This is a genomic window from Ruegeria sp. HKCCA5491 (genome assembly GCF_013034565.1).
In the GTDB taxonomy this organism is placed as follows: Bacteria; Pseudomonadota; Alphaproteobacteria; order Rhodobacterales; family Rhodobacteraceae; genus Ruegeria.
In genome coordinates this window covers 208,205-233,835 of sequence record NZ_WQGG01000003.1, presented here as the reverse complement: position 1 = coordinate 233,835, position 25,631 = coordinate 208,205, and the positions used below count along the sequence as shown (strand labels likewise).

General features: G+C 59.0%; 29 protein-coding genes. 16 read left to right on the top strand and 13 right to left on the bottom strand.

The features are described from left to right. The first annotated feature begins 5 nt into the window (after positions 1-5). The 10 genes from GOV88_RS06805 to GOV88_RS06760 all read left to right on the top strand — a co-directional run bounded on the left by GOV88_RS06805 (position 6) and on the right by GOV88_RS06760 (position 10,326). Positions 6-731, top strand: coding sequence for a 16S rRNA (uracil(1498)-N(3))-methyltransferase (locus GOV88_RS06805; RefSeq protein WP_171122743.1), 726 nt, complete (start codon positions 6-8; stop codon positions 729-731). Continuing rightward, entirely contained in the window at positions 728-1,576 is an 849-nt protein-coding gene (locus GOV88_RS06800) for a GNAT family N-acetyltransferase (RefSeq protein ID WP_371808221.1), read from the top strand. The genes GOV88_RS06805 and GOV88_RS06800 overlap by 4 nt, the downstream gene beginning before the upstream one ends. Further along, the gene (locus GOV88_RS06795; protein WP_171239939.1) at positions 1,573-2,100 is read left to right on the top strand and encodes a hypothetical protein; all 528 of its coding nucleotides are present in this window, start codon (positions 1,573-1,575) and stop codon (positions 2,098-2,100) included. The genes GOV88_RS06800 and GOV88_RS06795 overlap by 4 nt, the downstream gene beginning before the upstream one ends. 64 nt (positions 2,101-2,164) lie before the next feature. Further along, positions 2,165-3,535, top strand: a complete 1,371-nt coding sequence (locus GOV88_RS06790) for a glutamate--cysteine ligase (protein ID WP_171122737.1) — start codon at positions 2,165-2,167, stop codon at positions 3,533-3,535. 127 nt (positions 3,536-3,662) lie between these two features. Further along, positions 3,663-4,730, top strand: coding sequence for a Hint domain-containing protein (locus GOV88_RS06785; protein ID WP_171239938.1), 1,068 nt, complete (start codon positions 3,663-3,665; stop codon positions 4,728-4,730). Between the two features lie 85 nt (positions 4,731-4,815). Beyond that, entirely contained in the window at positions 4,816-5,889 is a 1,074-nt protein-coding gene (pheS, locus tag GOV88_RS06780; RefSeq protein ID WP_171239937.1) for a phenylalanine--tRNA ligase subunit alpha, read from the top strand. Further along, the gene (locus GOV88_RS06775) at positions 5,890-6,204 is read left to right on the top strand and encodes a hypothetical protein (RefSeq protein ID WP_171239936.1); all 315 of its coding nucleotides are present in this window, start codon (positions 5,890-5,892) and stop codon (positions 6,202-6,204) included. Positions 6,205-6,469: 265 nt separating this feature from the next. After that, a complete protein-coding gene (locus GOV88_RS06770; protein WP_171239935.1) occupies positions 6,470-7,273 on the top strand; it encodes a PHB depolymerase family esterase in 804 nt (267 codons plus the stop codon). Positions 7,274-7,351: 78 nt separating this feature from the next. Beyond that, entirely contained in the window at positions 7,352-9,748 is a 2,397-nt protein-coding gene (gene pheT, locus GOV88_RS06765) for a phenylalanine--tRNA ligase subunit beta (protein WP_171239934.1), read from the top strand. 128 nt (positions 9,749-9,876) lie between these two features. Beyond that, positions 9,877-10,326 carry a YtoQ family protein gene (locus tag GOV88_RS06760; protein WP_171211720.1) on the top strand — a complete coding sequence of 150 codons (450 nt, stop codon included), beginning with the start codon at positions 9,877-9,879 and terminating at the stop codon, positions 10,324-10,326. Between the two features lie 42 nt (positions 10,327-10,368). On the opposite strand, the gene GOV88_RS06755 is transcribed toward GOV88_RS06760, so the two are convergent. Beyond that, positions 10,369-11,067, bottom strand: coding sequence for a glutathione S-transferase family protein (locus GOV88_RS06755; RefSeq protein ID WP_171239933.1), 699 nt, complete (start codon positions 11,065-11,067; stop codon positions 10,369-10,371). A 214-nt stretch (positions 11,068-11,281) separates the two neighbouring features. Between GOV88_RS06755 and GOV88_RS06750 the strand changes: the two genes are divergently transcribed. Next, entirely contained in the window at positions 11,282-12,088 is an 807-nt protein-coding gene (locus tag GOV88_RS06750; RefSeq protein WP_171239932.1) for a mechanosensitive ion channel domain-containing protein, read from the top strand. A 130-nt stretch (positions 12,089-12,218) separates the two neighbouring features. On the opposite strand, the gene ald is transcribed toward GOV88_RS06750, so the two are convergent. Beyond that, positions 12,219-13,337 (bottom strand): alanine dehydrogenase, encoded by a 1,119-nt coding sequence (gene ald, locus GOV88_RS06745; RefSeq protein ID WP_171239931.1) that lies wholly within the window; start codon positions 13,335-13,337, stop codon positions 12,219-12,221. Between the two features lie 136 nt (positions 13,338-13,473). Here ald and GOV88_RS06740 point away from each other — a divergent pair, with 136 nt between their 5' ends. After that, positions 13,474-13,932 (top strand): Lrp/AsnC family transcriptional regulator, encoded by a 459-nt coding sequence (locus GOV88_RS06740; RefSeq protein WP_171239930.1) that lies wholly within the window; start codon positions 13,474-13,476, stop codon positions 13,930-13,932. 1 nt (position 13,933) lies between these two features. On the opposite strand, the gene GOV88_RS06735 is transcribed toward GOV88_RS06740, so the two are convergent. Further along, complete coding sequence (locus GOV88_RS06735; RefSeq protein ID WP_171239929.1) at positions 13,934-14,722, bottom strand: CPBP family intramembrane glutamic endopeptidase; 789 nt, start codon at positions 14,720-14,722, stop codon at positions 13,934-13,936. Between the two features lie 345 nt (positions 14,723-15,067). Between GOV88_RS06735 and ppk2 the strand changes: the two genes are divergently transcribed. Beyond that, positions 15,068-15,985: a polyphosphate kinase 2 gene (gene ppk2, locus GOV88_RS06730; protein WP_171122715.1), complete on the top strand. Its 918-nt coding sequence runs from the start codon at positions 15,068-15,070 to the stop codon at positions 15,983-15,985. 118 nt (positions 15,986-16,103) lie between these two features. Here the strand turns inward: ppk2 and rpsU are convergent, their stop codons facing one another. Further along, entirely contained in the window at positions 16,104-16,310 is a 207-nt protein-coding gene (rpsU, locus tag GOV88_RS06725; protein WP_005614280.1) for a 30S ribosomal protein S21, read from the bottom strand. A 111-nt stretch (positions 16,311-16,421) separates the two neighbouring features. On the opposite strand from rpsU, the gene GOV88_RS06720 reads away from it, so the two are divergent. Both GOV88_RS06720 and GOV88_RS06715 read left to right on the top strand, forming a co-directional pair. Next, entirely contained in the window at positions 16,422-17,114 is a 693-nt protein-coding gene (locus tag GOV88_RS06720; RefSeq protein ID WP_171239928.1) for a COQ9 family protein, read from the top strand. 55 nt (positions 17,115-17,169) lie between these two features. After that, positions 17,170-18,153 carry an NAD(P)H-quinone oxidoreductase gene (locus GOV88_RS06715; protein ID WP_171239927.1) on the top strand — a complete coding sequence of 328 codons (984 nt, stop codon included), beginning with the start codon at positions 17,170-17,172 and terminating at the stop codon, positions 18,151-18,153. A 16-nt stretch (positions 18,154-18,169) separates the two neighbouring features. Here GOV88_RS06715 and GOV88_RS06710 read toward each other — a convergent pair whose 3' ends face one another. Then, complete coding sequence (locus GOV88_RS06710) at positions 18,170-19,027, bottom strand: DUF2189 domain-containing protein (RefSeq protein WP_171122709.1); 858 nt, start codon at positions 19,025-19,027, stop codon at positions 18,170-18,172. A 194-nt stretch (positions 19,028-19,221) separates the two neighbouring features. On the opposite strand from GOV88_RS06710, the gene GOV88_RS06705 reads away from it, so the two are divergent. After that, on the top strand, positions 19,222-20,205 hold the full coding sequence (locus GOV88_RS06705; protein WP_171239926.1) for a quinone oxidoreductase: 984 nt from the start codon (positions 19,222-19,224) through the stop codon (positions 20,203-20,205). Between the two features lie 70 nt (positions 20,206-20,275). Here the strand turns inward: GOV88_RS06705 and GOV88_RS06700 are convergent, their stop codons facing one another. The 8 genes from GOV88_RS06700 to GOV88_RS06665 all read right to left on the bottom strand — a co-directional run bounded on the left by GOV88_RS06700 (position 20,276) and on the right by GOV88_RS06665 (position 25,365). Further along, positions 20,276-20,752 carry a YHS domain-containing (seleno)protein gene (locus GOV88_RS06700; protein ID WP_171122705.1) on the bottom strand — a complete coding sequence of 159 codons (477 nt, stop codon included), beginning with the start codon at positions 20,750-20,752 and terminating at the stop codon, positions 20,276-20,278. Between the two features lie 194 nt (positions 20,753-20,946). Further along, on the bottom strand, positions 20,947-21,216 hold the full coding sequence (locus GOV88_RS06695) for a hypothetical protein (protein ID WP_171239925.1): 270 nt from the start codon (positions 21,214-21,216) through the stop codon (positions 20,947-20,949). Continuing rightward, positions 21,213-21,818, bottom strand: coding sequence for a glycerol-3-phosphate 1-O-acyltransferase PlsY (plsY, locus tag GOV88_RS06690; RefSeq protein ID WP_171122704.1), 606 nt, complete (start codon positions 21,816-21,818; stop codon positions 21,213-21,215). The genes GOV88_RS06695 and plsY overlap by 4 nt, the downstream gene beginning before the upstream one ends. After that, complete coding sequence (gene pyrC / locus GOV88_RS06685; RefSeq protein ID WP_171239924.1) at positions 21,818-23,098, bottom strand: dihydroorotase; 1,281 nt, start codon at positions 23,096-23,098, stop codon at positions 21,818-21,820. Before pyrC ends, plsY begins: the two co-directional genes overlap by 1 nt. Next, positions 23,095-23,547 carry a hypothetical protein gene (locus GOV88_RS06680; RefSeq protein ID WP_171239923.1) on the bottom strand — a complete coding sequence of 151 codons (453 nt, stop codon included), beginning with the start codon at positions 23,545-23,547 and terminating at the stop codon, positions 23,095-23,097. The genes pyrC and GOV88_RS06680 overlap by 4 nt, the downstream gene beginning before the upstream one ends. Continuing rightward, the gene (locus tag GOV88_RS06675) at positions 23,544-23,930 is read right to left on the bottom strand and encodes a hypothetical protein (RefSeq protein ID WP_174834501.1); all 387 of its coding nucleotides are present in this window, start codon (positions 23,928-23,930) and stop codon (positions 23,544-23,546) included. The genes GOV88_RS06680 and GOV88_RS06675 overlap by 4 nt, the downstream gene beginning before the upstream one ends. Continuing rightward, the gene (locus tag GOV88_RS06670) at positions 23,915-24,433 is read right to left on the bottom strand and encodes a hypothetical protein (protein ID WP_171239922.1); all 519 of its coding nucleotides are present in this window, start codon (positions 24,431-24,433) and stop codon (positions 23,915-23,917) included. Before GOV88_RS06670 ends, GOV88_RS06675 begins: the two co-directional genes overlap by 16 nt. Continuing rightward, entirely contained in the window at positions 24,430-25,365 is a 936-nt protein-coding gene (locus GOV88_RS06665; RefSeq protein ID WP_171124341.1) for an aspartate carbamoyltransferase catalytic subunit, read from the bottom strand. The genes GOV88_RS06670 and GOV88_RS06665 overlap by 4 nt, the downstream gene beginning before the upstream one ends. Between the last annotated feature and the right edge of the window lie 266 nt (positions 25,366-25,631).

The following is a 25,631-nucleotide window of genomic DNA, read 5'->3' as shown; positions in this document are numbered from 1 at the left end:
GTCTCATGAGTGCAAAGATCAGACTGTATGTAGAGCACCCTCTGGGTCCGGGGCAATCCGTTGATTTGACGCGCGAGCAGGCGCATTACCTTTTCGGCGTCATGCGTCTGGCCGTGGGCGGGCACGTGGCGCTGTTCAACGGCCAGGACGGAGAGTGGCTGGCCCAGGTCGTGCAGGCCGGAAAACGCGGCGGGGTGCTGACCTGTTTGAAACAGTCCAAACCTTTGCAACTGCCGCCTGATCTGTGGCTGCTTTTTGCGCCGATCAAAAAAGCACGGACCGATTTCATTGTCGAAAAGGCGGCCGAGATGGGTGCCGCGCGCATCCTGCCCGTCCAGACCGAATTCACCAATTCCGAACGTATCCGACAGGACCGCCTGCAGGCCCACGCGGTCGAAGCCGCTGAGCAATGCGGCGGGACTTATGTACCCCAAGTCGCCGACCTGCAGCGTCTGGACCGCGTGCTGGATGCATGGCCTGACGGTCGCCAACTGATGTTCTGTGACGAGGCCGAGGTGGGATCAGCCCTGCGTCTGGCAGCGAACGAAAAGGATCAGCCCTGGGCTATCCTCATAGGGCCCGAAGGAGGGTTTTCCGATCGGGAACGCTCGCGCCTGTCTGGGTTGCCCTTTGCGCATGTGGTCAGTCTGGGCCCACGCATCCTGCGGGCGGATACGGCGGCGGTTGCTGCGCTGACAATGTGGCAGCAGGCGCTGGGGGATTGGACGTGACGTGGCGGCAGGCGCGACAAGAAGACGTGCCAATGATCGACCGGTTTCTGTCGAAACACATTCAGACATCGATGTTTCCTCTGGCCAATTTGCGTGATTTTGGTTTGCGGGGGTGTGACCCGCGCGCGTTGAATGTCTGGGCATTGGGCGATAGTCCGCGTGCCATTCTTGCCATCACGAACGAGGGTATGGTGCTGCCGCAATGCCCTGATTGCAGCGATGCCGAGCTTTTAGAAGCGATAGAGTTGATCCGGGGTCGCGCATTGTTCGGTCTGGCGGCCGAGGCAACGCAGGCCCGCCGATTCATGCATTTGGCGGGGTGGGATAATCGGCCTGCGACCATGAACAGTGACGAACCGGGCTTCACACTGGATCTGAACCACATCGTCTTGCCCGAAACGTCCGGCGCCACGCTAGTGCCGCTGGGTGATGTGGATCGCGAGATTGCCGAGGGCTGGCGTCAGAGCTACCTGACCGAAGCGATGGATTTCGACGAGGATCGCGCGCAAAACCAGTCAAAGAAAGACGTTGCCGCCTATGTCGAACGCGATTCTCACCGGGCTTTGCTGGTTTCTGGTCAGCCTGTGGGAATGACGGGATTCAATGCGCGATTGCCCGAAGTGGTGCAAATCGGTGGCGTTTATACCCCGCCTACCTTGCGCGGATGCGGTTATGCGAAATTGGCTGTCGCGCTGCACCTGCTTGAGGCTCGGGCGGCGGGTGTAACCCGCGCTGTTCTTTTTGCGGCTTCCGATTCCGCTGCGCGTGCTTATATCGCAATCGGATTTAAACCCGCAGGTCAGTATTCCCTGATCCTGTTCAAGACCCCAAAGGACCCGGCATGAGTTTCATCCGACCCGAAGCCAAACTGACCCTGTGGCGCTGGCGCGAGGTGCTGGCGGCCGGTGTGGTTCTGTTGGTCGGACTCAGTTGGATCAGCGGCCCCGGGGGCCTGCTTGGCTGGTTGGGGTGGGTGCTGGTGATTGTCGCCGCGGCGTTGACCGTGGTCGGTATTCAACGCGCGCGGTTCAGAACCGGAGCAGGCGGACCCGGCGTTGTTACTATTGACGAAGGGCAGATCACCTATCTTGGCCCGTTGGATGGTGGCATCGTCGCTGCACGTGAAATCGAGCGGCTGGCATTGGACCCGACCTCGAACCCTGCGCATTGGGTTCTGGATCAGCCGGGTCAGCCTGCGCTTCACATTCCTGTGAATGCAGAAGGGGCCGAGGCGTTGTTCGACGTTTTCTCGGCCTTGCCGGGGCTTAAAACCGAAGCAATGCTGGCGGAACTGAACAGCGGAGGCGTGCATCCGGTGGTCATATGGGAGCGTAAGCCGATGCGCCCGCAACATCTTCGGCTGCATTGACACTGGCGGCATTTCACCGCAGGACTGACCGAAAGACAGACACATCAGGATCGGAGAGCGGTTCATGTCCATCCCCCAGTCCGGCGGCGGGCCGATCGAACGCCACGAACAACTTGCCGAATATCTGGAATCGGGCTGCAAGCCCAAGTCCGATTGGCGTATCGGGACCGAGCATGAGAAGTTCGGCTATTGCAAAGACACTCTGAAACCGCTGCCGTTTGAAGGCAAACGCTCGATCGTGGCTGTGCTGGAAGGTCTGCGCGACCGCCATGGCTGGGCCGAGGTGCGCGAAGCGGGTCACTTGATCGGGCTTGAGAAAGACGGTGCGAATGTCAGCCTTGAACCCGGCGGTGCGCTGGAGTTGTCGGGTGCTCCGCTCGAGACCATCCACGAGACCTGCGATGAGGTGAACACCCACCTGCGCGAGGTGAAGGATATTGCCGACGAGATCGGCGTGGGGTTCATCGGACTGGGCGCGGCCCCCATCTGGACCCATGACGAGATGCCGTTGATGCCCAAGGGCCGCTATCGGTTGATGAACGACTATATGGAAAAGGTTGGCACCATGGGGCGCGCCATGATGCGTCGCACCTGTACGGTTCAGGTCAATATTGACTTTGGGTCCGAGGCCGACATGGTGCAGAAATTGCGTGTGGCGCTGGCGTTGCAGCCGGTGGCGACCGCACTGTTTGCGAACTCGCCGTTCTTCGAGGGCAAGGTGAACGGCCAGAAAAGCTGGCGCAGCTATATCTGGCGGCATTTGGACGATGCCCGGACCGGAATGCTGCCTTTCGTGTTCGAAGAAGGCTTCGGATTCGAGCGTTACGTGCAATACGCGCTCGATGTGCCGATGTACTTCGTTTATCGCGATGGGCAGTATATCGACGCGCTGGGCATGTCCTTCCGCGACTTCCTGCAGGGCAAACTACCCGCGCTGCCCGGTGAAACGCCAACCCTGTCGGATTGGGCCGATCACCTGACGACCGCCTTCCCCGAAGCGCGGATCAAGAAGTTCATGGAGATGCGCGGCGCAGATGGCGGCCCTTGGCGTCGGCTGTGTGCGTTGCCTGCCTTCTGGGTGGGTCTGACCTATGATCAGGGTGCACTGGATGCCGCGTGGGATCTGGTCAAAGGATGGGACGCTGAAACGCGCGAATCCTTACGCGTCGAGGCCGCTAAAGATGGCCTGCAGGCACGGGTCGGAAACATCAACATGCACGATCTTGCGCGCGAAGTTGTTTCGATTGCCGAGTCTGGCCTGAAGTCCCGCGCCTTGCCCGGCGCTGGCGGGTTGGTTCCGGATGAGACCCATTTTCTGAACGCTCTGAAGGACAGCATCGAGACAGGCAAAGTCCCCGCGGACGAGTTGCTGGATCACTACAATGGCGACTGGAATGGCGATCTGACCCGGATTTATCCCGAATACAGCTATTGATTGCCGTCACGCCGATCGCCGGATTGTTGCAAATGAGTGATCCCCGGTCCAAATCTCATGTGTATTAAGGTTCGGTTTTTGGTTTTGAGGGTATAGTCCCGACAAACCTTTGTGTGTCGGTGGACATATGGCTCGTATCAGTGAACTACATTATTCGAACGCGTATGCCGCGCAAACAGGCGTGGCCGAGTTTCTGGAAGTCTCGCTCAGCCCGTCCGAGGACCCATCGGATTTCACGGTGTCCTTTTATCAGGCCAATGGTACGGTCGGCATAGAAATTCCGCTTGATGACCCGTCTGTTCAGGTCTTTACCGACCCTGACAACGGCGAGCAGGTCTTTGTGATCTCGGCGGACGATTTCCCGATCCTGCTTACCGATCCTAACGGCGGTGGTCCGAACATTTTTGAGGCTTATGCGCTCACCAATACCGCGACGAACGAAGTAATCGACTTTTACGACATCGGTCGCGGGACGCAGAATATTCTGGCTTTGGATGGGGCCGCTGCTGGTGCGACCTCGGAAAACCTGCCGGTTTTGACAAATCCGGGTCAGACGACGACGTCTATTCAGTTTAATCAGCCAGACCCTGATACGCAGGTTAACGCGCCTCTTTCGCCGGGTGACAGCGGTGCGGCCTGTTTTGTGACGGGAGCGCTTGTGGAGACACCGGACGGCCCGCGTCGGGTTGAAACGCTGCGGCCGGGCGATCTGGTTTTGACGGTTGACGACGGTGCGTGCCCGGTGCGGTGGGTCGGAGGGCAGACGGTCAGGGGCAACGGCCGGTTTGCCCCTGTTCGGATTCAGGCCGGCACCTTGGGCGCGCAGCGCGACATCCTTGTCTCACCCCAACATCGGTTGCTGATTTCTGGCTGGCAGGCGCAATTGCTGTTTGGCGAGGACGACGTTCTGATCGCCGCCAGCGCTTTGACCAATGGCAAAACGATCGCCTCTGCGCCCTGCGATATCGTGCGCTATGTGCATCTGATGTTTGATCGCCATCAGCTTGTCTCAACCTCTGGCTTGATTTCTGAGAGTTTTTTTCCAGGGGGTGAAGGGCTAAAGGGGCTTGGTGCTGACACGGCGGATGAACTTTTCGCGCTGTTTCCCGAATTGCGCGACCATCCTGGCAGCTATGGCCCGACATCACGGCCCGTACAGCGCAAGGCCGAGGCAATCGCGCTGCGGTCGATTTGAAAGCGCACCGGCCCCCTCTTGCTTTCGCGCGTCGCTGTGATAGCAGGTCCTGAACATCAGTCAGAGGCCAGGTTCAGGAAGCGTCATGGACGATCTTAAGGCAAAATATCTGGGGCAGATCGCCGAGGCAGGCGACGAGAACGCGCTTGAGGCGATCCGCGTCGCGGCCGTGGGCAAAAAAGGCGAGGTCGCGCTAAAAATGCGCGAACTGGGCAAGATGACGCCCGAGGAACGTCAGGTCGCAGGCCCTGCGCTGAACGCTTTGAAGGACGAGATCAACTCGGCCCTGTCCGCGAAAAAGGCGGCTTTGGCCGATGCCGCGCTGGACGAACGCCTGCGCACTGAATGGCTGGACGTGACCCTGCCGACCCGCGCGCGCCGACAGGGGTCGATCCACCCGGTCAGTCAGGCGACCGAGGAACTGACTGCGATCTTTGCTGAACTGGGTTTCTCGGTGGCCGAAGGGCCGCGCATTGAAGACGACTGGTACAATTTCGACGCGCTGAACATCCCCGGCCACCACCCTGCACGGGCCGAGATGGATACGTTCTATATGCACCGCGCTGAGGGTGACAATCGCCCTCCGCATGTGCTGCGGACGCATACGTCTCCGGTGCAGATCAGGTCGATGGAACTGCAAGGCGCGCCGATCCGCGTGATCTGTCCGGGCGGTGTGTACCGCGCCGACTACGACCAGACCCACACGCCGATGTTCCATCAGGTCGAGGGGTTGGCCATCGACAAAGACATCTCGATGGCGAACCTGAAATGGGTTCTGGAAGAGTTCGTTAAGGCGTTCTTCGAAGTAGACGATGTCGAACTACGCTTCCGCGCCTCGCACTTCCCCTTCACCGAGCCATCGGCTGAGGTTGATATCCGCTGTTCTTGGGATAACGGCCAGCTGAAGATCGGCGAGGGCGACGACTGGATGGAGATTCTGGGTTCCGGCATGGTTCACCCCAAGGTGATCGCCGCCGGTGGGATTGACCCCGAGGTCTATCAGGGCTTTGCCTTTGGCATCGGCATCGACCGTCTGGCGATGCTGAAATACGGTATTCCTGATCTGCGGGCGTTCTTTGATAGCGATCTGCGCTGGCTGCGCCACTACGGGTTCGCGGCGCTGGATATGCCGAACCTGCATGGTGGTTTGAGTAGGTAGGTGTACCCGCTGGGCGTATATCTTGCGCGCTATTTCGATTGGTGGAGTGATCGAGTAAAAGGCGCACCCTTTTGGTGGGTGCTAGGCTTGCTCCTTGGACCGATTGCATTAACCCATATTACAATGGCACTGTTTGGCCCATTGTCCATCATTTTTGGCTTCATCATAATGTTTGCCGCCATTCCAGGTTTGTTTGTTGGCTACATACGGCTGGGCATTCAGTTCATAAACAAGCGCGAAAAAGTAAACCGTATTTCAAATGTACAAGATGGGGCAAAAAAACTCGACGAAAGGGCACGGAACAAAGGCCGATAGGCCGCCGCGCTATCGCCAGACCGCCCGCACGGGCTGGCGATTTGTCTCCGTCGGCGCGACGCTCGAACGATATTCAGATTTGGCTAGCATAAAGTGCCCAACACTTCCCTTGGATCGCCAACCCGCGGTCTGGCAATAGCGCGGCTTGTGGTTCCGTTAATCGTAGGGCGGGCTTGAGTCCGCCATGCGTCGGGTGCCGGGCTGAAGCTCGGCCTACACCAATATTTTATGTGACACCGCGTGTCGGGTGACTAGGCTCTGACCTATGATCTATCGACTGCTTTTCCTCTTGATGACCGCAACCCCGGCGCTCGCCATGGGACCTTGGAAATCCGATTGCCATGGCGATACCGCCTGTGAGGTCGGAGACCGTTCGTATCATGTGCTGGAGCCGGATGGATGGGATGGGGAAAGCCGCCTGCCGGTGCTGCTGCATTTTCACGGATGGTCGCGGCAGGGCACCGTAGTGGTGAACCATGAACGGATCGCAGGGGCCACGAAGCTGCGGGGTGTGTTGCTGGTGGCCCCGAACGGCTTGGGCAAAAGCTGGAATTTCTGGTCGGCGGATACTGGGGATGTCCCCTTTGCCGACAGGGTGCTGGAGGATGTGGCCAATCGCTATCCGGTCGACCCGGACCGTATCTATGTCTCGGGGTATTCTTATGGCGGTGCGATGGCGTGGCGCTTTGTGTGTCAGTCGGGCAATGACATGGCGGCGCTGCTGGCTGTTGCCGGCTCGATCCGTCAGACGGAAACCTGCCCCGAAGCTCCGCGTGAGGTGCGGCATGTGCATGGCTTGGATGATACGGTGATGGATTTCCCCCTCGGCCCCGATGGGGACACGACCTATCCGGTGGCGCTGTGGCGCGAGAAGTTCAATTGCAACGGCGCGACCCCGCGCGGGGATTGGAGCGTGAAGCCGTTCCTGACGCTCAGCCGCACGGAATGGACCGATTGTGCGCAGGGGCAGGTGGTGCTGGACACGCATCCGGGCGGACATTTCATTCCGCATGGATGGATCGGCTGGCAATTGGACGAGCTTTTGGGCCGCACCCCCACCTATCCGTAGCGCGCAGCGCTTGCACCTTGGCGCAATCTTTGCCATTGCCTGTGCCAAACGGATGATTGCCCAAGAAAGCCCGCTGCAATGAAATTCACTCTGTCCTGGCTGAAAGACCACCTCGATACGGATGCGTCGGTTGATGAGATCGCCGAGGCGCTGACCGACCTTGGCCTTGAGGTCGAAGAGATCGTGAACCCGGCGGACCGGCTGGCAGGCTTTACGCTGGGCCATGTGAAACACGCCGAGAAGCACCCCGACGCGGACAAGCTGCGTGTGTGCACCGTGGAAACCGATGAGGGCGATTTGCAGATCATCTGCGGTGCGCCCAATGCCCGCGAAGGGATCACGGTCGTTGTCTGCAAGCCGGGCATGTATATCCCTGGTCTGGATATCACCATCAGCGTCGGCAAGATTCGCGGCGTCGAAAGCTTTGGCATGATGGCGTCCGAGCGCGAGCTGGAGCTGTCGGACGAACATGACGGCATTATCGAGCTGCCCTCGGGCGAGGTGGGTGACACGTTCGTGGACTGGCTGGCCGAGAATGAACCCTCGAAGGTCGACCCGATGATCGAGATCGCGATCACGCCGAACCGCCCCGATGCGCTTGGTGTGGCGGGGATTGCGCGCGATCTGGCCGCGCGGGGTGTGGGGACGCTGAAGCAGCGTGACTATACGCCTGTACCCGGCGATTTCGAAAGCCCGATCAAGGTGACGATTGACGAAGACACGCTGGACGGTGCGCCGCACTTCACCGGACGGGTGATCCGCGGGGTCAGGAACGGCCCCAGCCCGCAATGGTTGCAGGATCAGTTGAAGGCGATTGGGTTGCGTCCGATTTCGGCTCTGGTGGATATCACTAATTACATGACCTTTGACCAGAACCGCCCGTTGCATGTGTTTGATGCGGACAAGGTGCAGGGCAACTTGCGCGTTCATCGCGCTAAGGGCGGCGAGAAGCTGGTGGCGCTGGATGAAAAAGAATACACTTTGCAGCCCGGCATGATGGTGATTTCGGACGACAAGGGCGCGGAATCTATCGCTGGCATCATGGGTGGCGAGGAAACCGGTTGTACCGAAGAGACAGTGAATGTCTTCCTCGAAAGCGCGTTCTGGGATCATGTGCAGATCGCCCTGACCGGTCGTGCGCTCAAGATCAACTCGGACGCGCGTTATCGGTTCGAACGTGGCGTTGATCCGGACTACACTCGCGAAGGGCTGGAGCAGGCAACGCAGATGATTCTGGATATCTGCGGGGGCGAGGTTTCGTCCGTTGTCGAAGCAGGCAAAGCACCGAACCATGCGCGTGCCTACAAGCTGGACGCGGCGCGTGTGCAGTCGCTGGTCGGGATGGATATTCCCGAAAGCGAGCAGCGCCAGACCCTGACCCGTCTGGGGTTCCGCCTTGAGGGCGAGATGGCCCATGTTCCCAGTTGGCGCCCCGATATCATGGGTGAAGCCGATCTGGTGGAAGAGGTCGCGCGGATTGCGTCCCTGACCAAGCTTAAAGGCAAGCCGCTGCCGCGTATCACGGATGGTATCCCCAAACCGGTGATGACGCCCACACAGCGCCGTCAATCCATGGCACGTCGTACTTGCGCGGCCTTGGGGTTTAATGAGTGCGTGTCATACACGTTCATTGATCAGGCGTCGGCTGCGCTGTTCGGTGGCGGTGATGAGGTGACGCAGTTGGAAAACCCGATCTCGTCTGAGATGAGCCATATGCGCCCCGATCTTCTGCCCGGTCTGTTGCAGGCTGCGGCGCGCAATCAGGCGCGCGGATATGCGGATGTGGCCCTGTTCGAGGTCGGCCCTGTCTTCCATGATGGCGAACCGGGGGATCAGAAAACTCAGATTTCCGGTCTGCTGGTCGGCCGCGATGGGCCAAAGGACGTACATGGTGCGTCACGCCCCGTCGACTTGTTCGACGTGAAAGCAGATGCCGAGGCTGTGCTTGCAGCCATTGGTGCGCCCGCCAAGGTTCAGATTCTGCGCGATGGCGATGCGTGGTGGCATCCGGGCCGTCACGGTAGAATCTGTCTGGGTCCGAAAAAGGTGTTGGGTGTGTTTGGTGAACTGCACCCGCGTATCCTGCAGGCGATGGATATCAAAGGCCCGGCGATGGCCTTTACGATATGGCCGGATGAGGTGCCTCTGCCCCGTAAGTCCGGCGCGACCCGAGCGGCATTAGAACTGCGTGACCTGCAAGCGGTCGAGCGGGATTTTGCCTTTGTCGTAGACGAAAGTGTCGAGGCACTGACTGTGGTCAATGCAGCCGCAGGTGCGGACAAGGCACTGATCGAGGATGTGCGTGTCTTTGACGAATTCATCGGTGGCAGCGTCGGTGAGGGCAAGAAATCCCTTGCCATTACTGTTCGCCTTCAGCCGACTGACAAGACGCTCAAGGAAGAAGATATCGAGGCGGCCGCCCAGAAGATCATCGCCAAGGTTACCAAGGCGACCGGTGGAACGCTGCGCGGTTAAGCCGGTCTGCAATCGAAGTTCAGGGCGCGCCTTCGGGCGCGCTTTTTTTGCCGAACCTATGACGTTGCGACCCCTTGGGTTGCCAAGGAATTCGCACTAGGGTCGCGCCAACCAGCAAGGAGAGTTCCATGAGCCTGAGCGTTTACCTGTCCGGAGAGATTCACACCGACTGGCGTGAGCAGATCATCGAAGGCGCAAAAGGGTTGGATATTACGTTCAACAGCCCCGTGACGGATCACGACGCCAGCGATGATTGCGGAGTGGCCATTCTGGGTGCCGAGTCGAACAAATACTGGCATGACCATAAGGGCGCGATGGTTAACGCTATTCGCACGCGCAAGGGGATCGCCGATGCTGACGTTGTCGTGGTGCGGTTTGGCGAGAAGTACAAGCAGTGGAACGCAGCGTTCGACGCAGGGTATGCTGCGGCTTTGGGCAAGTCCCTGATCGTATTGCACGGCCCCGATCACCAGCACGCCCTGAAAGAGGTGGACGCCGCTGCGCTGGCAGTTGCCGAGCAGCCCGCGCAAGTTGTTGACGTGCTGCGGTACGTTTTGACGGGCAAACTTCCTGGCTGAAGTGAAGGTGCGGGGTGAGGCGGGACCTCACCCTACCCGGTTTTACTCTGTCGCTGGAATGCGCAGGCCGCGCTGAACGGCGGGCCGTGCAAGGAACCGGTCGACATAGGGTTGAAGGTTCGCGAAATCGTCCCATCCCACGATTTCTTTGACGCCATAATAGTCCAAACCGCGCAGCCATGGGACGATGGCTATGTCGGCGACCGAATACTCTCCGGCGATCCAGTCTTGACCGCTGAGTTGTGTGTCCAGGACGTTCAGCAACCGTTTCGCTTCGGCGATGTACCTTTCGCGGGGGCGTGGGTCTTCGATCTCTTTTCCGGCGAATTTGTGGAAATAGCCCAACTGTCCGAACATCGGCCCCAGACCGCCCATCTGAAACATCAGCCATTGGGTGACACGATGTTTGTCGGCCGGCGTTGACCCCAGCAACTTGCCGCTTTTTTCGGCGAGATACAGCAGAATCGTACCGCTTTCGAAAAGCGCCAGCGGTTCTCCGTCCGGACCATTGGGGTCGATGATCGCGGGGATCTTGTTGTTGGGATTCAGCGAAAGAAACTCGGGGCTTTTAACATCCTTGTCGGCCAGCGTGACCAGATGCGGCTCATAGGGCAGGCCGGTTTCTTCCAGCATGATCGAGACTTTGACGCCATTGGGCGTAGGATAGGAATAGAGTTGGATCTTGTCGGGGCTGCTGGCAGGCCAGCGAGCTGTAATCGGGTGTGAGGTGGTGTCCAGCATGGTTGGTTCCTTTCAGACGGTCTGCAACAGGTAAGCACGGATGGACGATCCTTCCAGTGGTGGGAGTGTGCGCAGCCGGTCAGCGGCTGTGTATTCTGGAACAACGGGGAAAAGGTCTGGATCTCACACCTAGACCAAAGCCCCGTTATCGCTCAAACTTCGGCAATCCCGCGCAGCCGGCGCGGGTCAGGAACAACTCGGAAAGGAGAAGCGCGTGGATGAGGTCGTGACTCAGGTGGGTGCGTTTGCCCCCCTTATCGTGAACGCTGTGAAGGCATTGATTGTTCTAATCCTTGGGTGGATCGTGGCCGGAGCGATCAGCGGCGTGGTCCGCCGCCGGATCAATGCAACACCGAACATTGATCAGACGCTTGGGAATTTTGTCGCCAGCCTTGTGAAATGGGCTATACTGGCCATGGTTCTGGTCGCCGTGCTGGGCATTTTCGGCATCGAGGCGACCAGCATCGTCGCCATTCTGGGTGCTGCTTCGCTTGCGATCGGTTTGGCGCTTCAGGGAACGCTCAGCGATCTTGCCGCCGGAGTGATGCTGGTGGTGTTCCGCCCCTACAAGCTGGGTCAGTATGTCGACATTGGCGGGACGTCCGGCACCGTGAAAGACCTGAACCTATTCACGACCGAGCTTGTGACGCCCGACAACGTACAGATCATTGTCCCCAATGGTCAGTCCTGGGGGTCGATCATCTCGAACTATTCGGCGCATGATACCCGGCGTGTCGATTTGGTGTTTGGGATCGACTATGGCGACAGCGCGGATGGGGCGATGAAGATCATTCTAAGTGTCGCGCAGGCGGACAGCCGCATTCTGAGCGATCCCGAACCCTGGGTACGGGTGACCAATCTGGGCGACAGCTCGGTTGATTTGACCGCACGGTTGTGGTGCGCAAATGCCGATTACTGGGACGTGAAGTTCGAGTTGACCAAAGCGATCAAGGAAGCGTTCGACGCCAAGGGTGTCTCGATTCCATATCCGCATTCGGTGGAGATTCACAAACAGGCGTAAGTGCTCCCGCCCGTCGGTCGGGCATTGAAATGCCCTTCTCCGGTTGGGTCCGGCGCCGCGCCTTTGGCGCGGCGCTTGGCCCAACGCTGTAAACGCCCTCGGCAGAGGGCGCTTTCAGGGGCGGGAGGGTTCAGGACTTGATCACCACATTGGGCGATACAACGTCGATACCCAGCGCCTTACCGACCGCATAATAGGTCAGTTGTCCGGCGTGAACATTCAGCCCGGCCAGCAGGTGCGGATCGTCCTGACAGGCCTGTTTCCAACCTTTGTCGGCTAGCGCCAGCATGAAGGGCATCGTCGCGTTCCCCAATGCAATGGTCGAAGTCCGCGCGACGGCGCCGGGCATATTGGCCACGCAGTAGTGCATGATGCCATCGACCTCGTAGATCGGCTCGGCGTGGGTTGTGGCTTTTGAGGTCTCAAAACAACCACCCTGGTCAATGGCGACATCAACCAAAACCGCGCCGGGTTTTATCGTGGATAGCTGTTCGCGCGTAACCAGTTTTGGCGCAGCGGCTCCGGGGATCAGCACCGCACCGATGACCATGTCCGCGGTTTGAATCAGCTCAGCCGTGGCACCGGCCGTCGAGTACTGGTTCTTGAACCTGTTCCCGAACACGTCGTCGAGGTAGCGCAAGCGCGGCAGAGAGCGGTCCAGCACAGTGACATCTGCGCCCATGCCGGCTGCGATCTGGGCGGCATGCGTTCCCACAACACCCCCGCCGATGACCACAACTTTCGCGGGGCCTACACCGGGGACACCGCCCATCAGCACCCCGCGGCCACCGTTGGCCTTCTGGAGGGTCCATGAGCCGACTTGCGGCGCAAGGCGACCCGCGACTTCGGACATCGGCGCAAGCAAGGGCAGGCCACCGCTGGAGTCGGTTACGGTTTCATAAGCAATGGCCGTACACCCCGAAGCAAGCAGGTCATGCGTCTGATCTGGATCGGGTGCAAGGTGGAGGTAGGTAAACAACAACTGACCTTCGCGCAGCATCTTGCGCTCGGCTGCCTGCGGTTCTTTCACTTTGACGATCATGTCTGCCGTGGCGAAAACCTCGGCCGCGGTGTCGACGATCGTCGCTCCGGCTGCGATGTAGTCGGTATTGTCAAAGCCCGAGCCCTGTCCGGCCCCGGTTTCGATAATCACCTCGTGACCTCTGGCAATGGCCTCTTGCGCGGCGTTGGGTGTCATGCCGACGCGGAACTCTTGCGGTTTGATTTCCTTGGGGCAACCGATTTTCATTTGGCCTCTCCGTTTATTAATTGCCTAAAATATAGGCAATGCCGGATGCAATTTCTGTGAAACTCTGCCTGCCACTGTGCTTTTCTTCCGAAGATTCTTCGATAAAATAGCGTCTACCTGCAAAAGGATTGCGCTCATGAGCCTTGATACGACAGATCGAAAGATTCTTGCCGCGTTGCAAAGAAATGGCAGGATGTCCAATGCCGAGTTGTCCGAGCAGGCCAACCTGTCGCCCTCGGCCTGTCATCGTCGCGTGCAGCGACTCGAGTCAGAAGGGTATATCCGGGACTATGTTGCCTTGCTCGATGCGCGCATGATGAAGGTGCCGACGACCGTATTTGTCGAGATCACGCTGCAGGGTCAGGCCGAAGAGGTTCTGGATGCATTCGAGAAGGCCGTTGCACGGATTCCGGATGTTCTTGAGTGTCATCTGATGGCGGGAACGGCGGACTATGTTCTGAAGGTCGTGGCTGAAAATACTGAAGATTTCGCTCGCATTCACCGTCAGTACTTGTCGCGACTGCCGGGCGTGGCGCAGATGCAAAGCTCTTTCGCGCTGCGGACGGTGTTCAAGACCACGGCTTTGCCAGTGTAATTCAGACAGGGCCGGGATAGGTGAAAAAGGCCAGATGCACCGCGTTAAACGCAAAGTGCATCAGCGTGGGCACCCAAAGCCGACCGGTTGCATAATAGCCAAGCCCGCAAGCCGCCCCGAGGATCGAAGCGAACGCGACCAGCGCCAATCCACCCGGCCAGTGCACCAGACCGAACAGAACGCTCGCGGCGGCAATTCCCAAGGCTGCCCCAAGTTTTGAAGAAATCATGGATTGCAGATAGCCGCGAAAGAAAGCCTCTTCCGTCAGGCAGGTTAGCAGCAGGTTTGCGAGTGCGAACAACAGCCACCACTCGGGCAGGCCGATCTCGGGCCGTACGGCCCCGGTTGCAAGGCCAGTTGCGAACAGCAGAGGCAAGAGTATTAGGCCAACGAACAAGGGGCGACGGCGAACCTGAGCGATTGGGGTGTTCACGTTGGGCCAGGCCAGAAGAACGGCGAAAAGAACCAGGGGTTTGTCCAGGTTCAAGTACATGCTGAACGCCGTGCTGTCTGGTCCCGATTGGACCTGATCAAGAACCAGCAGGTTGTGGAAGCCAGGGACCAGATGCGCACCCAAGGCAACGGCCCACAAGATCATTGCGGTATGTCCAAAACCTGCAGAATACCCGGATAACCGAGGTATAATGGCCGCGCCAACAAGACCCGCAAGCGCAATGCAAAGCGCGATTGGGGTGATCAACCCGGTTGTAAGAGCGGCCGCGCCAAACAGGGCGAGCAAAGCAAGGCAGAGCATCCTCTTGCCAGCGACCGCGACGATCTGCGCAGTCATGAGTATCAGCCAGGGCCAAATTGCGGGTAGCAAAGATGCAAAATGTGTCACGGGACTCTCGCGGGTTTGCTTCAGGTACAGATGCGCTCACGCGGTTGAATAAGGCAAGATAACGTGCGGGGCAGCGGTGCCAACCATTTGGCTATGCGGTATTTTTGCCGCGTGTACACGGCGTGTGCATCCTTTGTCGCCAGTGCTGACTTACGCGTTTTCTCGTGTCGCAGTGACCTTGCGGCCCAGTGCGGTTAAGCTTAGGAAAAGGGCCTTCATCAATTTTTCTGATGACATCAGGCGTTTACACTCGCCCGGTACGGTCCGAGCCCGATATGAGATAAGGAACAGACCTTGGCTTACGAAAACAACGATGCCCCCAAAGACTGGCTGGAAGCCGAGTTGGAAGACACGCTGGACGAAGATTTCGAGATCGAATTTAGCGAGCCAATGCTGTCGATGGAGATCCGCAAGATTTACAAGGATCAGCACCCCGAGATGCTGGACCGCAAAGTCTATTTCCGCAACCTGCTGCGCCTTCAGGCCGAATTGATCAAGGTTCAGGACTGGGTGCAGCATACCGGGGCCAAGGTCTGTATTCTGTTCGAAGGCCGCGACAGCGCAGGAAAAGGGGGGGTGATCAAGCGGATCACCCAGCGACTGAACCCTCGGGTCGCGCGGGTTGTGGCTTTGCCAGCGCCAAGCCGCCGGGAACAAAGCCAGTGGTATTTTCAGCGCTACGTTCCGCATCTGCCTGCGGCCGGTGAAATCGTTCTGTTCGACCGGTCATGGTACAACCGCGCGGGCGTCGAGCGGGTCATGGGCTTTGCCAGCGAGGATCAGGTCGGACAGTTCTTTCAGGACGTTCCCGAATTTGAACGGATGCTAGTGCGCTCGGGGATTATCTTGCTGAAATACTGGTTCTCGATCACGGATGAGGAACAGCAGTTGCGATTCCTTATGCGCATCCACGACCCGATGAAGCAGTGGAAGCTGTCTCCGATGGATCTGGAATCCCGCATCCGCTGGGAAGCTTACACCAAGGCCAAGGAGGATATGTTGTTCCGCACCAATATTCCCGAGGCACCGTGGTATATCGTCGAAGGCAACGACAAAAAACGCGAGCGGCTGAACTGTATCGAACACCTGCTGACCAAGATCCCCTATACGGACGTACCGCAGGAAAAGGTCAATCTGCCGGATCGTAAGTACAACCCGGAATATGAACGCCGCATCCTGCCGGATGAGTTGCACGTTCCGAAAATCTATTGATTCTGACGCCCCTGATGTTTCGGGGGCGTTTTTCTTTGGCCTTGAAACGACAAACCCCCGGGCGTGGCCTCGGGGGTCGTCAAATAGTGTCATCCAAAGCTGGACGAGCGTCAGGTGCTTAGAGCAAACCTTCGCGCTGGGCTTTCTTGCGTGCCAGTTTACGGGCACGGCGGATCGCTTCAGCTTTCTCGCGCGCTTTTTTCTCGGACGGTTTCTCGAAATGTTGCTTAAGCTTCATTTCACGGAACACGCCTTCGCGCTGCAGCTTTTTCTTCAGGGCACGAAGCGCCTGATCGACGTTATTGTCGCGAACACTAACCTGCATGTGGTTGTCACCACCTTTCTAGATAGAGTTGCAAGGAAATTGCAGGAAATGGCCGTATAGCAAAGCGTCCCTAACTTGTCTAGTACTGGTGCAAGAACCCGGAGTACCGCCATGACCACCACTTATGAAGACGCCAAAACCCAGCTATTGGACGCGATGCTGGCCCATGTGCCCTTTGACGGCTGGTCTGAAACCAGCTTTCGAATGGCCATAGCCGATTGCGATATGGACGACGCGCTGGCGCGCGCCATCTGCCCCCGTGGTGCGGTCGACCTGGCGCTAGCGTTTCACGCGCGGGGGGACGCTGCGATGGTGGAGCGCCTGAAATCCGAGAATTTAAGCGATCTGAAGTTCCGCGACCGCATCGCCGCGGCCGTCCGGTTCCGCCTTGAAGCGGTTGAGGACAAAGAACTGGTGCGCCGGGGCGTGACACTTTTTTCACTGCCGATGCACGCGGCCGACGGGGCCAAAGCAATGTGGCAGACCTGCGATCTGATCTGGGATACGCTGGGCGATACGTCTGACGACGTGAACTGGTACACCAAGCGCGCGACGCTGTCTGGGGTCTATTCCTCAACCGTGTTGTTCTGGCTGGGGGACGATTCGCCGAACCATCAAAAATCGTGGGAGTTTTTGGACCGCCGCATCGACAATGTCATGCAGTTCGAAAAGATCAAGGCGCAGGTGAACGGGAACCCTTTGTTCAAGCCGTTTCTTGCAGTTCCGAACTGGCTGGCGGGTCAAGTGAAGGCTCCGATGAAAATGAAAGCTGATCTGCCGGGAATGCTGAACCCACGCAAGTAAGCGTCTGGGCCTTTCGTTATTTGGCTGTTAGGCATTGGGCATAGGAGATTTGCCCATGACCCAAACGATGCGCGCCGTTGAAATTACCAAGCCCGGCGGCCCGAATGTTCTGCAATTGGTTGAACGCCCGGTGCCCGAGGCACAAGCCGGTCAGGTTGTCCTGAAAGTGGCTTACGCGGGTGTGAACCGCCCCGACGCGCTGCAACGGGCGGGGGCTTATGATCCGCCCCCGGGTGCCAGTGATCTGCCGGGGCTTGAGGCTTCTGGTGAAATCGTAGCCGTCGGAGCCGGTGTCGAAGGGGTGTCCGTGGGCGACAATGTCTGCGCGCTTTTGCCGGGGGGTGGCTATGCTGAATACGTGGCCACACCCGCCGCGCATTGCTTGCCGGTGCCCGCAGGCATGGGCCTGAAAGAGGCCGCGTGCCTGCCCGAAACCTTCTTTACGGTCTGGTCAAACGTGTTTACGCGCGGCGGTCTGAAAGCTGGCGAGCGGATTTTGATCCATGGCGGCTCCAGCGGAATCGGTACAACGGCGATCCAGTTGGCGAATGCGTTTGGCGCGCGGGTTTTTGCAACCGCCGGGTCGGCTGAAAAATGCGCGGCCTGCGAAAAGCTGGGCGCGGAAAAGGCGATCAATTATCGCGATGAGGATTTCGTGGCAGCGATGCGCGCCGAAGGCGGCGCGAACCTGATCCTTGATATGGTGGGCGGCGACTACATCCCGCGCAACGTGAAAGCCTTGGCCGAGGACGGGCGATTGGTTCAGATCGCCTTTCTGCAGGGGCCGGTGGTCGAATTGAACTTTGCCATGATGATGGTGAAACGTCTGACCCTGACCGGCAGCACCTTGCGTCCGCAATCCGATCTGGCCAAGGCGAAGATCGCGCAGGACCTGCGCGAGGCCGTCTGGCCTCTGCTTGACGCCGGGAAAGTGGCACCTGTGATGGACAGCGAATTCGAGCTGGCCGATGCAGCGGCGGCGCACGCCAGAATGGAAAGCTCAGGCCACATTGGCAAGATCGTTCTGAAGGTCGGCTAAGCGCCAGCCGAACGGTTCAGGCCACGGCACGGCGATACAGATGCCATGTGGCGTGGCCCAGAACCGGAATGATCACAATCAGCCCCAGCAGCATCGGAATTGCGCCCAGAATCAATGAGGCGGCAACGATAAGTCCCCATGTCAGAATAACCCCCGGGTTATGTCGCAACACCCGTACCGATGTTACGACGGCCACCGGCACACCGACCTTGCGATCCAAGAGCAATGGGAAGCTGACCACACTGATGGCCAATGCGATTAGGGCAAACAGGAACCCGATTGCATTGCCAATTAGGATCATGGTCCAGCCTTCGCGGGTCGTGAAGACTTCGGTCAGGAATGCCCCAAGGGACGTTGGCAAATCGGGTCCCAGGGTTTGGACATAAATGCTTTGCGCAACCATCAGCCAAATCAGCAGCAACATGACCAGGTAGAAACCCAGCGCTAGTATCGCCCCGAATGAGGGAGAGCGGAAAACGCCGAACGCGTCCAGCCAATGGGCTTCGGCCCCCTGTTCGCGTTTGCGGCTGATTTCATAAAGGCCCACGGCAGCCACTGGTCCGACAAGGGCGAACCCTGCGATCAGCGGGGCCAGCAAAGGAACCATGTTCCTGTTCAGCCCGAACCCGAACATCAAAAGTCCTGCGATCGGATAGATCAGCACGACGAAAATCGCGTCTGCTCGGGTTTCCACAAAATCTTCCGAACCCGCGCGCAGACAGGCCCAGAGGTCGCTCAGGGTCAGAGTCTGAACCCGCGGTAATTGCTGCGTGTCCGAACTGCCGATACGGGTCACGCTTTCTGCGATATGATCACCGGTCGCACCAATATTGCGGGCTGCCCAGCTGATCGGATTTCCAATAGTCTTGGCCATCGTCATCCCCTCCGGTTTGCATTTGAACGCAGCAGAGATGATCCGGCGACAGTTGCCTTTGGCCGGACCAGCCGGCAACGCTTAGGCACCAGTATAACACAATTTTTTCCGTTTTGGCGGTTGCTCGCAGTATTGTGCCGATTGTTATGTGTCGCAGGCGTGTTAGCTTGGCGGCAGACAACAGGAGGTTCAGCATGCATCAAACGGCACGAACCGTCGTTATTCACGAACACGGCGGCCCTGAGGTTCTCAAGATCGAAGACCGCCCCCTTGGTGAACCGGGACCCGGAGAAGTACGCATTCGCCATCACGCCTGCGGATTGAATTTCATCGACGTGTACCAGCGCACCGGACTGTACCAGATGGAGTTGCCGCACGCTCTGGGTATGGAGGCCGCAGGGATAATCGAAGCCGTTGGCGACGGTGTGACCCATCTGGAGCCCGGCCAACGTGCCGCCTATGCCGCGGCCCCAGCGGGCGCCTATTGCGAAGCGCGTGTCATGCCTGCGGCTCAGGTCTGTCCCCTGCCTGATGAAATCTCGTTCGACACGGCGGCGGCAATGATGCTCAAGGGCATGACAGTTGAATATCTGTTCCATCGCACGACGCCGCTGAAACGCGGAGACACCGTTCTGTTCCATGCGGCAGCCGGGGGTGTGGGCCTGATTGCCTGCCAATGGGCCAAGTCCGAAGGCATCAAGCTGATTGGAACCGCAGGCACGGATGAGAAATGCAGTCTGGCGCAGTTCAACGGTGCCACCCATTGCATCAATTACCGGACCGAAAACTTTGCGGAACGCGTCGCCGAGATTACGGGTGGCAAAGGCGTGGATGTGGTGATGGACTCGATCGGGGCCGATACGTTCAACGGGTCGCTGGACTGCCTTAGGCCGCTGGGGATGATGATTTCGTTCGGGAATGCGTCGGGTCCCGTGCCGCTGATGGATATCGGAATTCTGGGCAAGAAGGGGTCGCTTCAAATCACCCGGCCGACCTTGTTCACCCATATTGCCGATCACGCTGTTTGTCAGGCCATGGCTCGGCGCTTGTTCGGCAAGGTGGCGGGCAATGAGGTCAAGATACACATAGATCAGCGTTTCCCGCTGGAACAAGTCGCGGACGCCCATCGCGCGCTTGAAGCGCGCCAGACCACAGGCAGCACGGTGCTGGAATTGTAAACGGCAACCGTCGTCAAAAAAGAAAACCGGCGGCATTCCTGCCGCCGGTCTTTTCTTCGCAAGGGTTGGCTTACTGCGCTTGCAGTTCGGCCGGAGTTTTGCTTGCGATGTCTTTCCAGTTGGCGTCTGCGGCTTTGTTAAAGCCCGGGATGTCGCCTTCCCAGCGTTCCTGAATGTCAGACGACAGGTTCAGGTACAGCTTGTTGTCAACGATTTTCCAGTAGTTCGGGTCGCCGTCAAACTTGAAGCCCATTGCGGTGCCGAACGCACAGTAGCCGCCATATGCAGGCAGGTACGCTTCGGGGTTTTCTTCAAACGCGACTTTGTTTTCTTCCGATGCAAAACGGTACAGCGCGTCGTTGTGCAGCGCGGTGATGCGGTAGTCGCCTTTGGTCGCTTCGCCAACGGTGAAATAGGCAACCGGGTCATAGCCCTGCAACGCCAGACCAGTCGAGCTTGCGTTCAGTTCAACACCAGCGGCCAGAGCTGTGCTTGCGACTGCGACGGACAGCGCAACGCCGCCGATGAGGGATTTGATCTTGTTCATGGTTTTCACCTTTCGTGAATTGAGCCACCGGACGACGCGCAAATTGTGTCCGGTCAACTCTCGAGATTTTGTTCAGTGCGGTCGGGAATTGGCCGTCACGACCCCGAAATGGGCGGCCTTGGCATCACGTTCAAAACAATGAAATGTGAGGGCGCTGTAATAATTGGATTTCAGGCATGAAAATAGGGCGATGCCTAATAATCCGGCTGAAAACAAAAAACAAAATCAGTGACTTTTTGCACCGACATCTCACATGGGCGCAGCAAGGCGCCACTGTTTTTCGTGAGATAAAGGTTCAGGCTTATATAGTCCGGCCCACCTAATTGATGGGCGACAAGTTTTTGGGATTTGCCCCCGGCCAGCTCGGTTCGGGTCAGGACATAGGGATTGCCTTTGAACCGCCCCGTTGATGTTCCAGCGGGTAGGGCAAAAAATGCCTGTAGAAAGGGCTGTGTCGCGGTCAAGGCTGCCCGATTTTGGGTTCTGTTCCGGCACGTATACGCGCAACATTTGCGCTATGCCGCCAATAGACCAGCAAGGTGAGGATCGCTCCGAGAACGAATGTAGTGGTGTCCGTCAGGATCATGACCCAAATGGTCGAAAGCGCCGCCGCCGCAAGTGCGCCCAGCGACGAAATCCTCCAGATCGCAGCCGCCACCAACCATGTCAGGCAACACGCCACGCCAACGCGCCAGTCCAGGGCCAGCCAAATCCCCAGAAAGGTGGCAACCCCTTTGCCGCCCTTGAATCCCAGCCAGATTGGAAAACAGTGCCCCAGAAAGGCCGCCAGCGCCGCGACCTGAGCCGCATCTTCGCCGGCCATCGCTCGTGCGATCAGGACTGAAACTGCGCCCTTGGCCGCGTCTAACAGCAGCGTCAGGGCGGCTGCCGATTTGTTGCCGGTGCGCAGCACATTCGTTGCGCCGATATTGCCAGACCCGATATTGCGCAAGTTGCCCAAGCCCATGACCTTGGCAATGATCATCCCGAACGGGATGGACCCGATCAGGTATCCAAACACAGCCCACAGCAGTAATTGGGTCATGGAACTGTCAAATGGTGGCATCAGGGTCTCCGGTAAACTTCTTGTCCCGCGACATAGGTTGCGGTGACCTTACCCTGCATCCGCTGGCCGTCAAACGGTGTGTTCTGCGACTTTGATCGCAAGCTGAACCGGTCCAGCACAAATGGGACATCCGGGTCGAACAGAACCAGATCAGCAGGCGCGCCCGGTGCCAGGCGGCCGGATTCCAGCCCCAGCCGTTTGGCCGGATTCAGGGACATGGCGCGGAACAGGGTCGGCAGGTCAAGTTGTTCGCTATGATACAGACGCAGCGCGGCAGGCAGCAGCGTTTCCAACGCCACAGCGCCGGATGCGGCTTCTTCAAAAGGCAGGCGTTTGCTTTCCTCGTCCTGCGGGGTGTGCATCGAACTGATCGTGTCGATCAGCCCGGTCCGCACTGCCTCGATCACGGCCTGCCGGTCGTCCTCGGACCGCAGCGGCGGCTTGACCTTGAAGAAGGTGCGATAGTCGGCCACGTCCAGTTCATTCAGCGTCAGGTGGTGGATCGAAGTGCCTGCGGTGATATCCAGCCCGTTTCGCTTGGCGCGCTCCAGCGCGGGCAGGGCGCGGGCGGTGGTGATCTGGTCGGCGTGATAGGCGGCGCCGGTCATCTCAAGCAAGGCAATGTCGCGGTCCAGCCCCATCCGCTCGGCCATGGGGGAAACGGCGGGCAAGCCGCGCAGGGCGGCGAACTTGCCGCTGGTGACGGCGGCCCCTGCGCTGAGGCCCGGTTCCTGTGGATGGGCAATCACCAGCGCGCCGCAGGATTTCGCATAGGTCAGCGCGCGGGAAAACACCTTGGTATTGGCGATCACGTGGTCGCAATCGGTAAAGGCCACGGCACCCGCGTCTTGCAGGAACCCGATCTCGGTCATCTCGCGCCCCTCGCGCCTTTTGGTCAGGGCGGCCATAGGCATGACGTTCACCGGAGCATCCGCCTGTGCGCGGCGGGTGGCGAATTCCAGCGTTTCGGGTGTGTCAACGGCGGGCAGAGTGTCGGGCCGGGTGACGATTGTGGTCACGCCCCCCGCAGCGGCGGCCAGACCTGCGGATCTATAGCTTTCCTTGTGCCGCTCGCCCGGCTCGCAAACCTTGACGCCGATATCGACGATGCCGGGGGCAAGGCGATGCCCTCCGCAGTCGATCACCTGCGCGTCGGTGGATGGGGCCGCCCCTTCGCCGCGCGCGGTAATCCGGCCGTCGGAGACGTGCAGCCAGCCCAGCAAGTCCGTCCCGGCCTCGGGGTCGATCAGGCGGGCGTTGGTGAACAATTGGTCGGTCATGTCTTGGCCTCTCGAACTTTGGTCAGGGCTGTCATGGCAGCGTCAGGGTCGGGCAGGTGGTCAAATGAGAAAAAGGGGTGCCGAGCGAATGACACTGCCTGTTGGCTGGCATAAAAGTCCAGAAACCGGTCGACTTTCAGCTTTTTTGATTTGTTATGCCGGTTCAACTGCCAAGCATTTTGAGATGTTACAACATAAACGCGATTTGCTCGAACAAAGCGATCCGCGTAGACGGCAAAAGGACAAGTTAACGTAGCGATCAGGAGTTTCCAAAAATCCTCAGCGGTGTCGATGATCCATGGGCTTCCAGCCCAAACGGAGACGAACAGAACAATGGCTGCTTTGTAGATCCATCCGTACCGGGGCGGAAAGTACCCCTGGTAAGGTTGCCCGTGCCACAGGATCTTTTCTGTCTCTGGTACTTTCTCGCGCCACCAATCGTCGGTCATGCCATGGCCCTTTCGATTGCGGCTTTGGTGGCGGCGGGGTTGGCCTGATACTTGATCAGGTGCTTGTCGCCGCCCTTGGTGACGATTTGAACGAAGCTGCCCATGATATTGACCACCTCGATCTGGTTCAGCGGTACGTTGCGTGGGCCGGGACCTGTCAGGGCGGTCTTGGACATCTGCCACGTGTTGGTCAGTTCTTCCGAGGCCAGATACCATGCGCGGACGCCAACCGCGGCCAGGCCCGCAGGCGCTCCGGTCCAGATGTAAGGATTTCCGACCAGCCAAAGCACGACCATTGCACCCGCCATGGCAAAGGCGGCCAGCCATGTGTTGGTGCGGATATAGGCGCTTTTGTCGGCGGTGAAGGTCACAGAATCAGCCAAAGAACACCCCCGATCAACAACAGGATCACAAGTCCCAAGACAGCGGACCCGACACGGCGTGGCGTGTCGTCAGCCGAAGCTGCCTGCGGGGCCGAGAACGGCTTGGCGCTTTCAGATGCAATGGCACCGCCGGACCAATTGGTTGCTTCTTCCGTATAAAGGCCGATGAGGTGCAGCCTTGGATCGGGGTGCAATTCGGCGGCGTTTCCACCGAAAGCTGCGCTGCGAACGGCCATGACCCAGCCGTCAACCGCCTCAAGATCTGTGCGGTTCAACTGATCTTCCGTTACCCCGCACCCCTCGTTGAGATATCCATAAAGCCCCAGGTCTTCGAGGTCGGCGACCGGGAAAATGTCGATTTGATTCGGGACCAGACCCGCAACCCCCAGAACCTGATCCGCAGCGCCCGGTTCGCGCAGAAACTTCGCCTCTTCCGGGCGCATGCCCAGCGTGAACAGGCGGATCACGCCGTGTTCATGGGGGGCAACGGTCAGATCGCTCATGCGGCCTCACGCTGGTTGCGGGCAAGCAGCTCCATCGCGGCCATGCGGACGGCGACGCCCATCTCGACCTGCTCCTGAATGACCGAGCGGTTGATGTCGTCGGCCAAAGTGCCGTCGATTTCCACGCCGCGATTCATCGGGCCGGGATGCATGACGATGGCGTCTGGCTTGGCCTGCGCCAGTTTCGCGGCGTCCAGCCCGTAGCGGTGATAGTATTCGCGTTCCGAAGGGATGAAGCCGCCGTCCATCCGTTCCTTTTGAAGGCGCAGCATCATGACGACGTCCACGTCGTTCAGCCCCTCGTTCATGTCGTCATAGATTTCAGCACCGAAGTCAGCGAATTGACCGGGCACCAGAGTCGGCGGTCCGATCAGCCGGATGCGGTTTTCCATCTTGCCCAGCAAGATCAAGTTCGACCGGGCCACGCGCGAATGGGCCACGTCCCCGCAGATTGCAATGTTCAGCCGGTGCAGCCGACCCTTGGCGCGGCGAATTGTCAGCGCGTCCAGTAAAGCTTGCGTGGGGTGTTCGTGGCGCCCGTCGCCTGCGTTCAGCACGGCGCAATTAACCTTTTGTGCCAGCAGATCGACCGCGCCGGAATGGGGGTGCCGCACCACCAGAAGATCGGGGTGCATCGCGTTCAGGGTCATCGCCGTGTCGATCAGCGTTTCGCCCTTTTTGATCGAGCTGGCCTGCATCGCCATGTTCATCACATCCGCGCCCAATCGCTTTCCCGCGATTTCAAAGCTGGCCTGTGTGCGGGTCGAATTTTCAAAGAACATGTTGATCTGGGTCAGCCCTGACAGCACGTCTGAACGCTTGGCTGGCTGACGATTCAGATCGACGTATTTTTCGGCCAGATCAAGAATGGCGGTAATATCGGATTGCGACAGATGCTCGATGCCAAGAAGGTGACGATGGGCGAAACGCATGGGCGGGCTCCTGTCTGACAATCGAGCCGCTTATAAGAAGCTGCGCGAGGCAAGGCAACCTACGGATCGGACCCTTCGGGCAGTTTCTCGCACCCGCCGTCGGGCAGACACTGTTCACCGGGTTTGCACCATTTGCCATAGCCGCAGTCCACCGCCTTGACCGGGACACAGCCCTGATTCTTGGAACACTTGAACCCGGGACGGCATTGCGACCCGGTTTTTTCGCAGAAAAACCAGCCCGGGCGCGAGCATCCACCGCCGGGCAG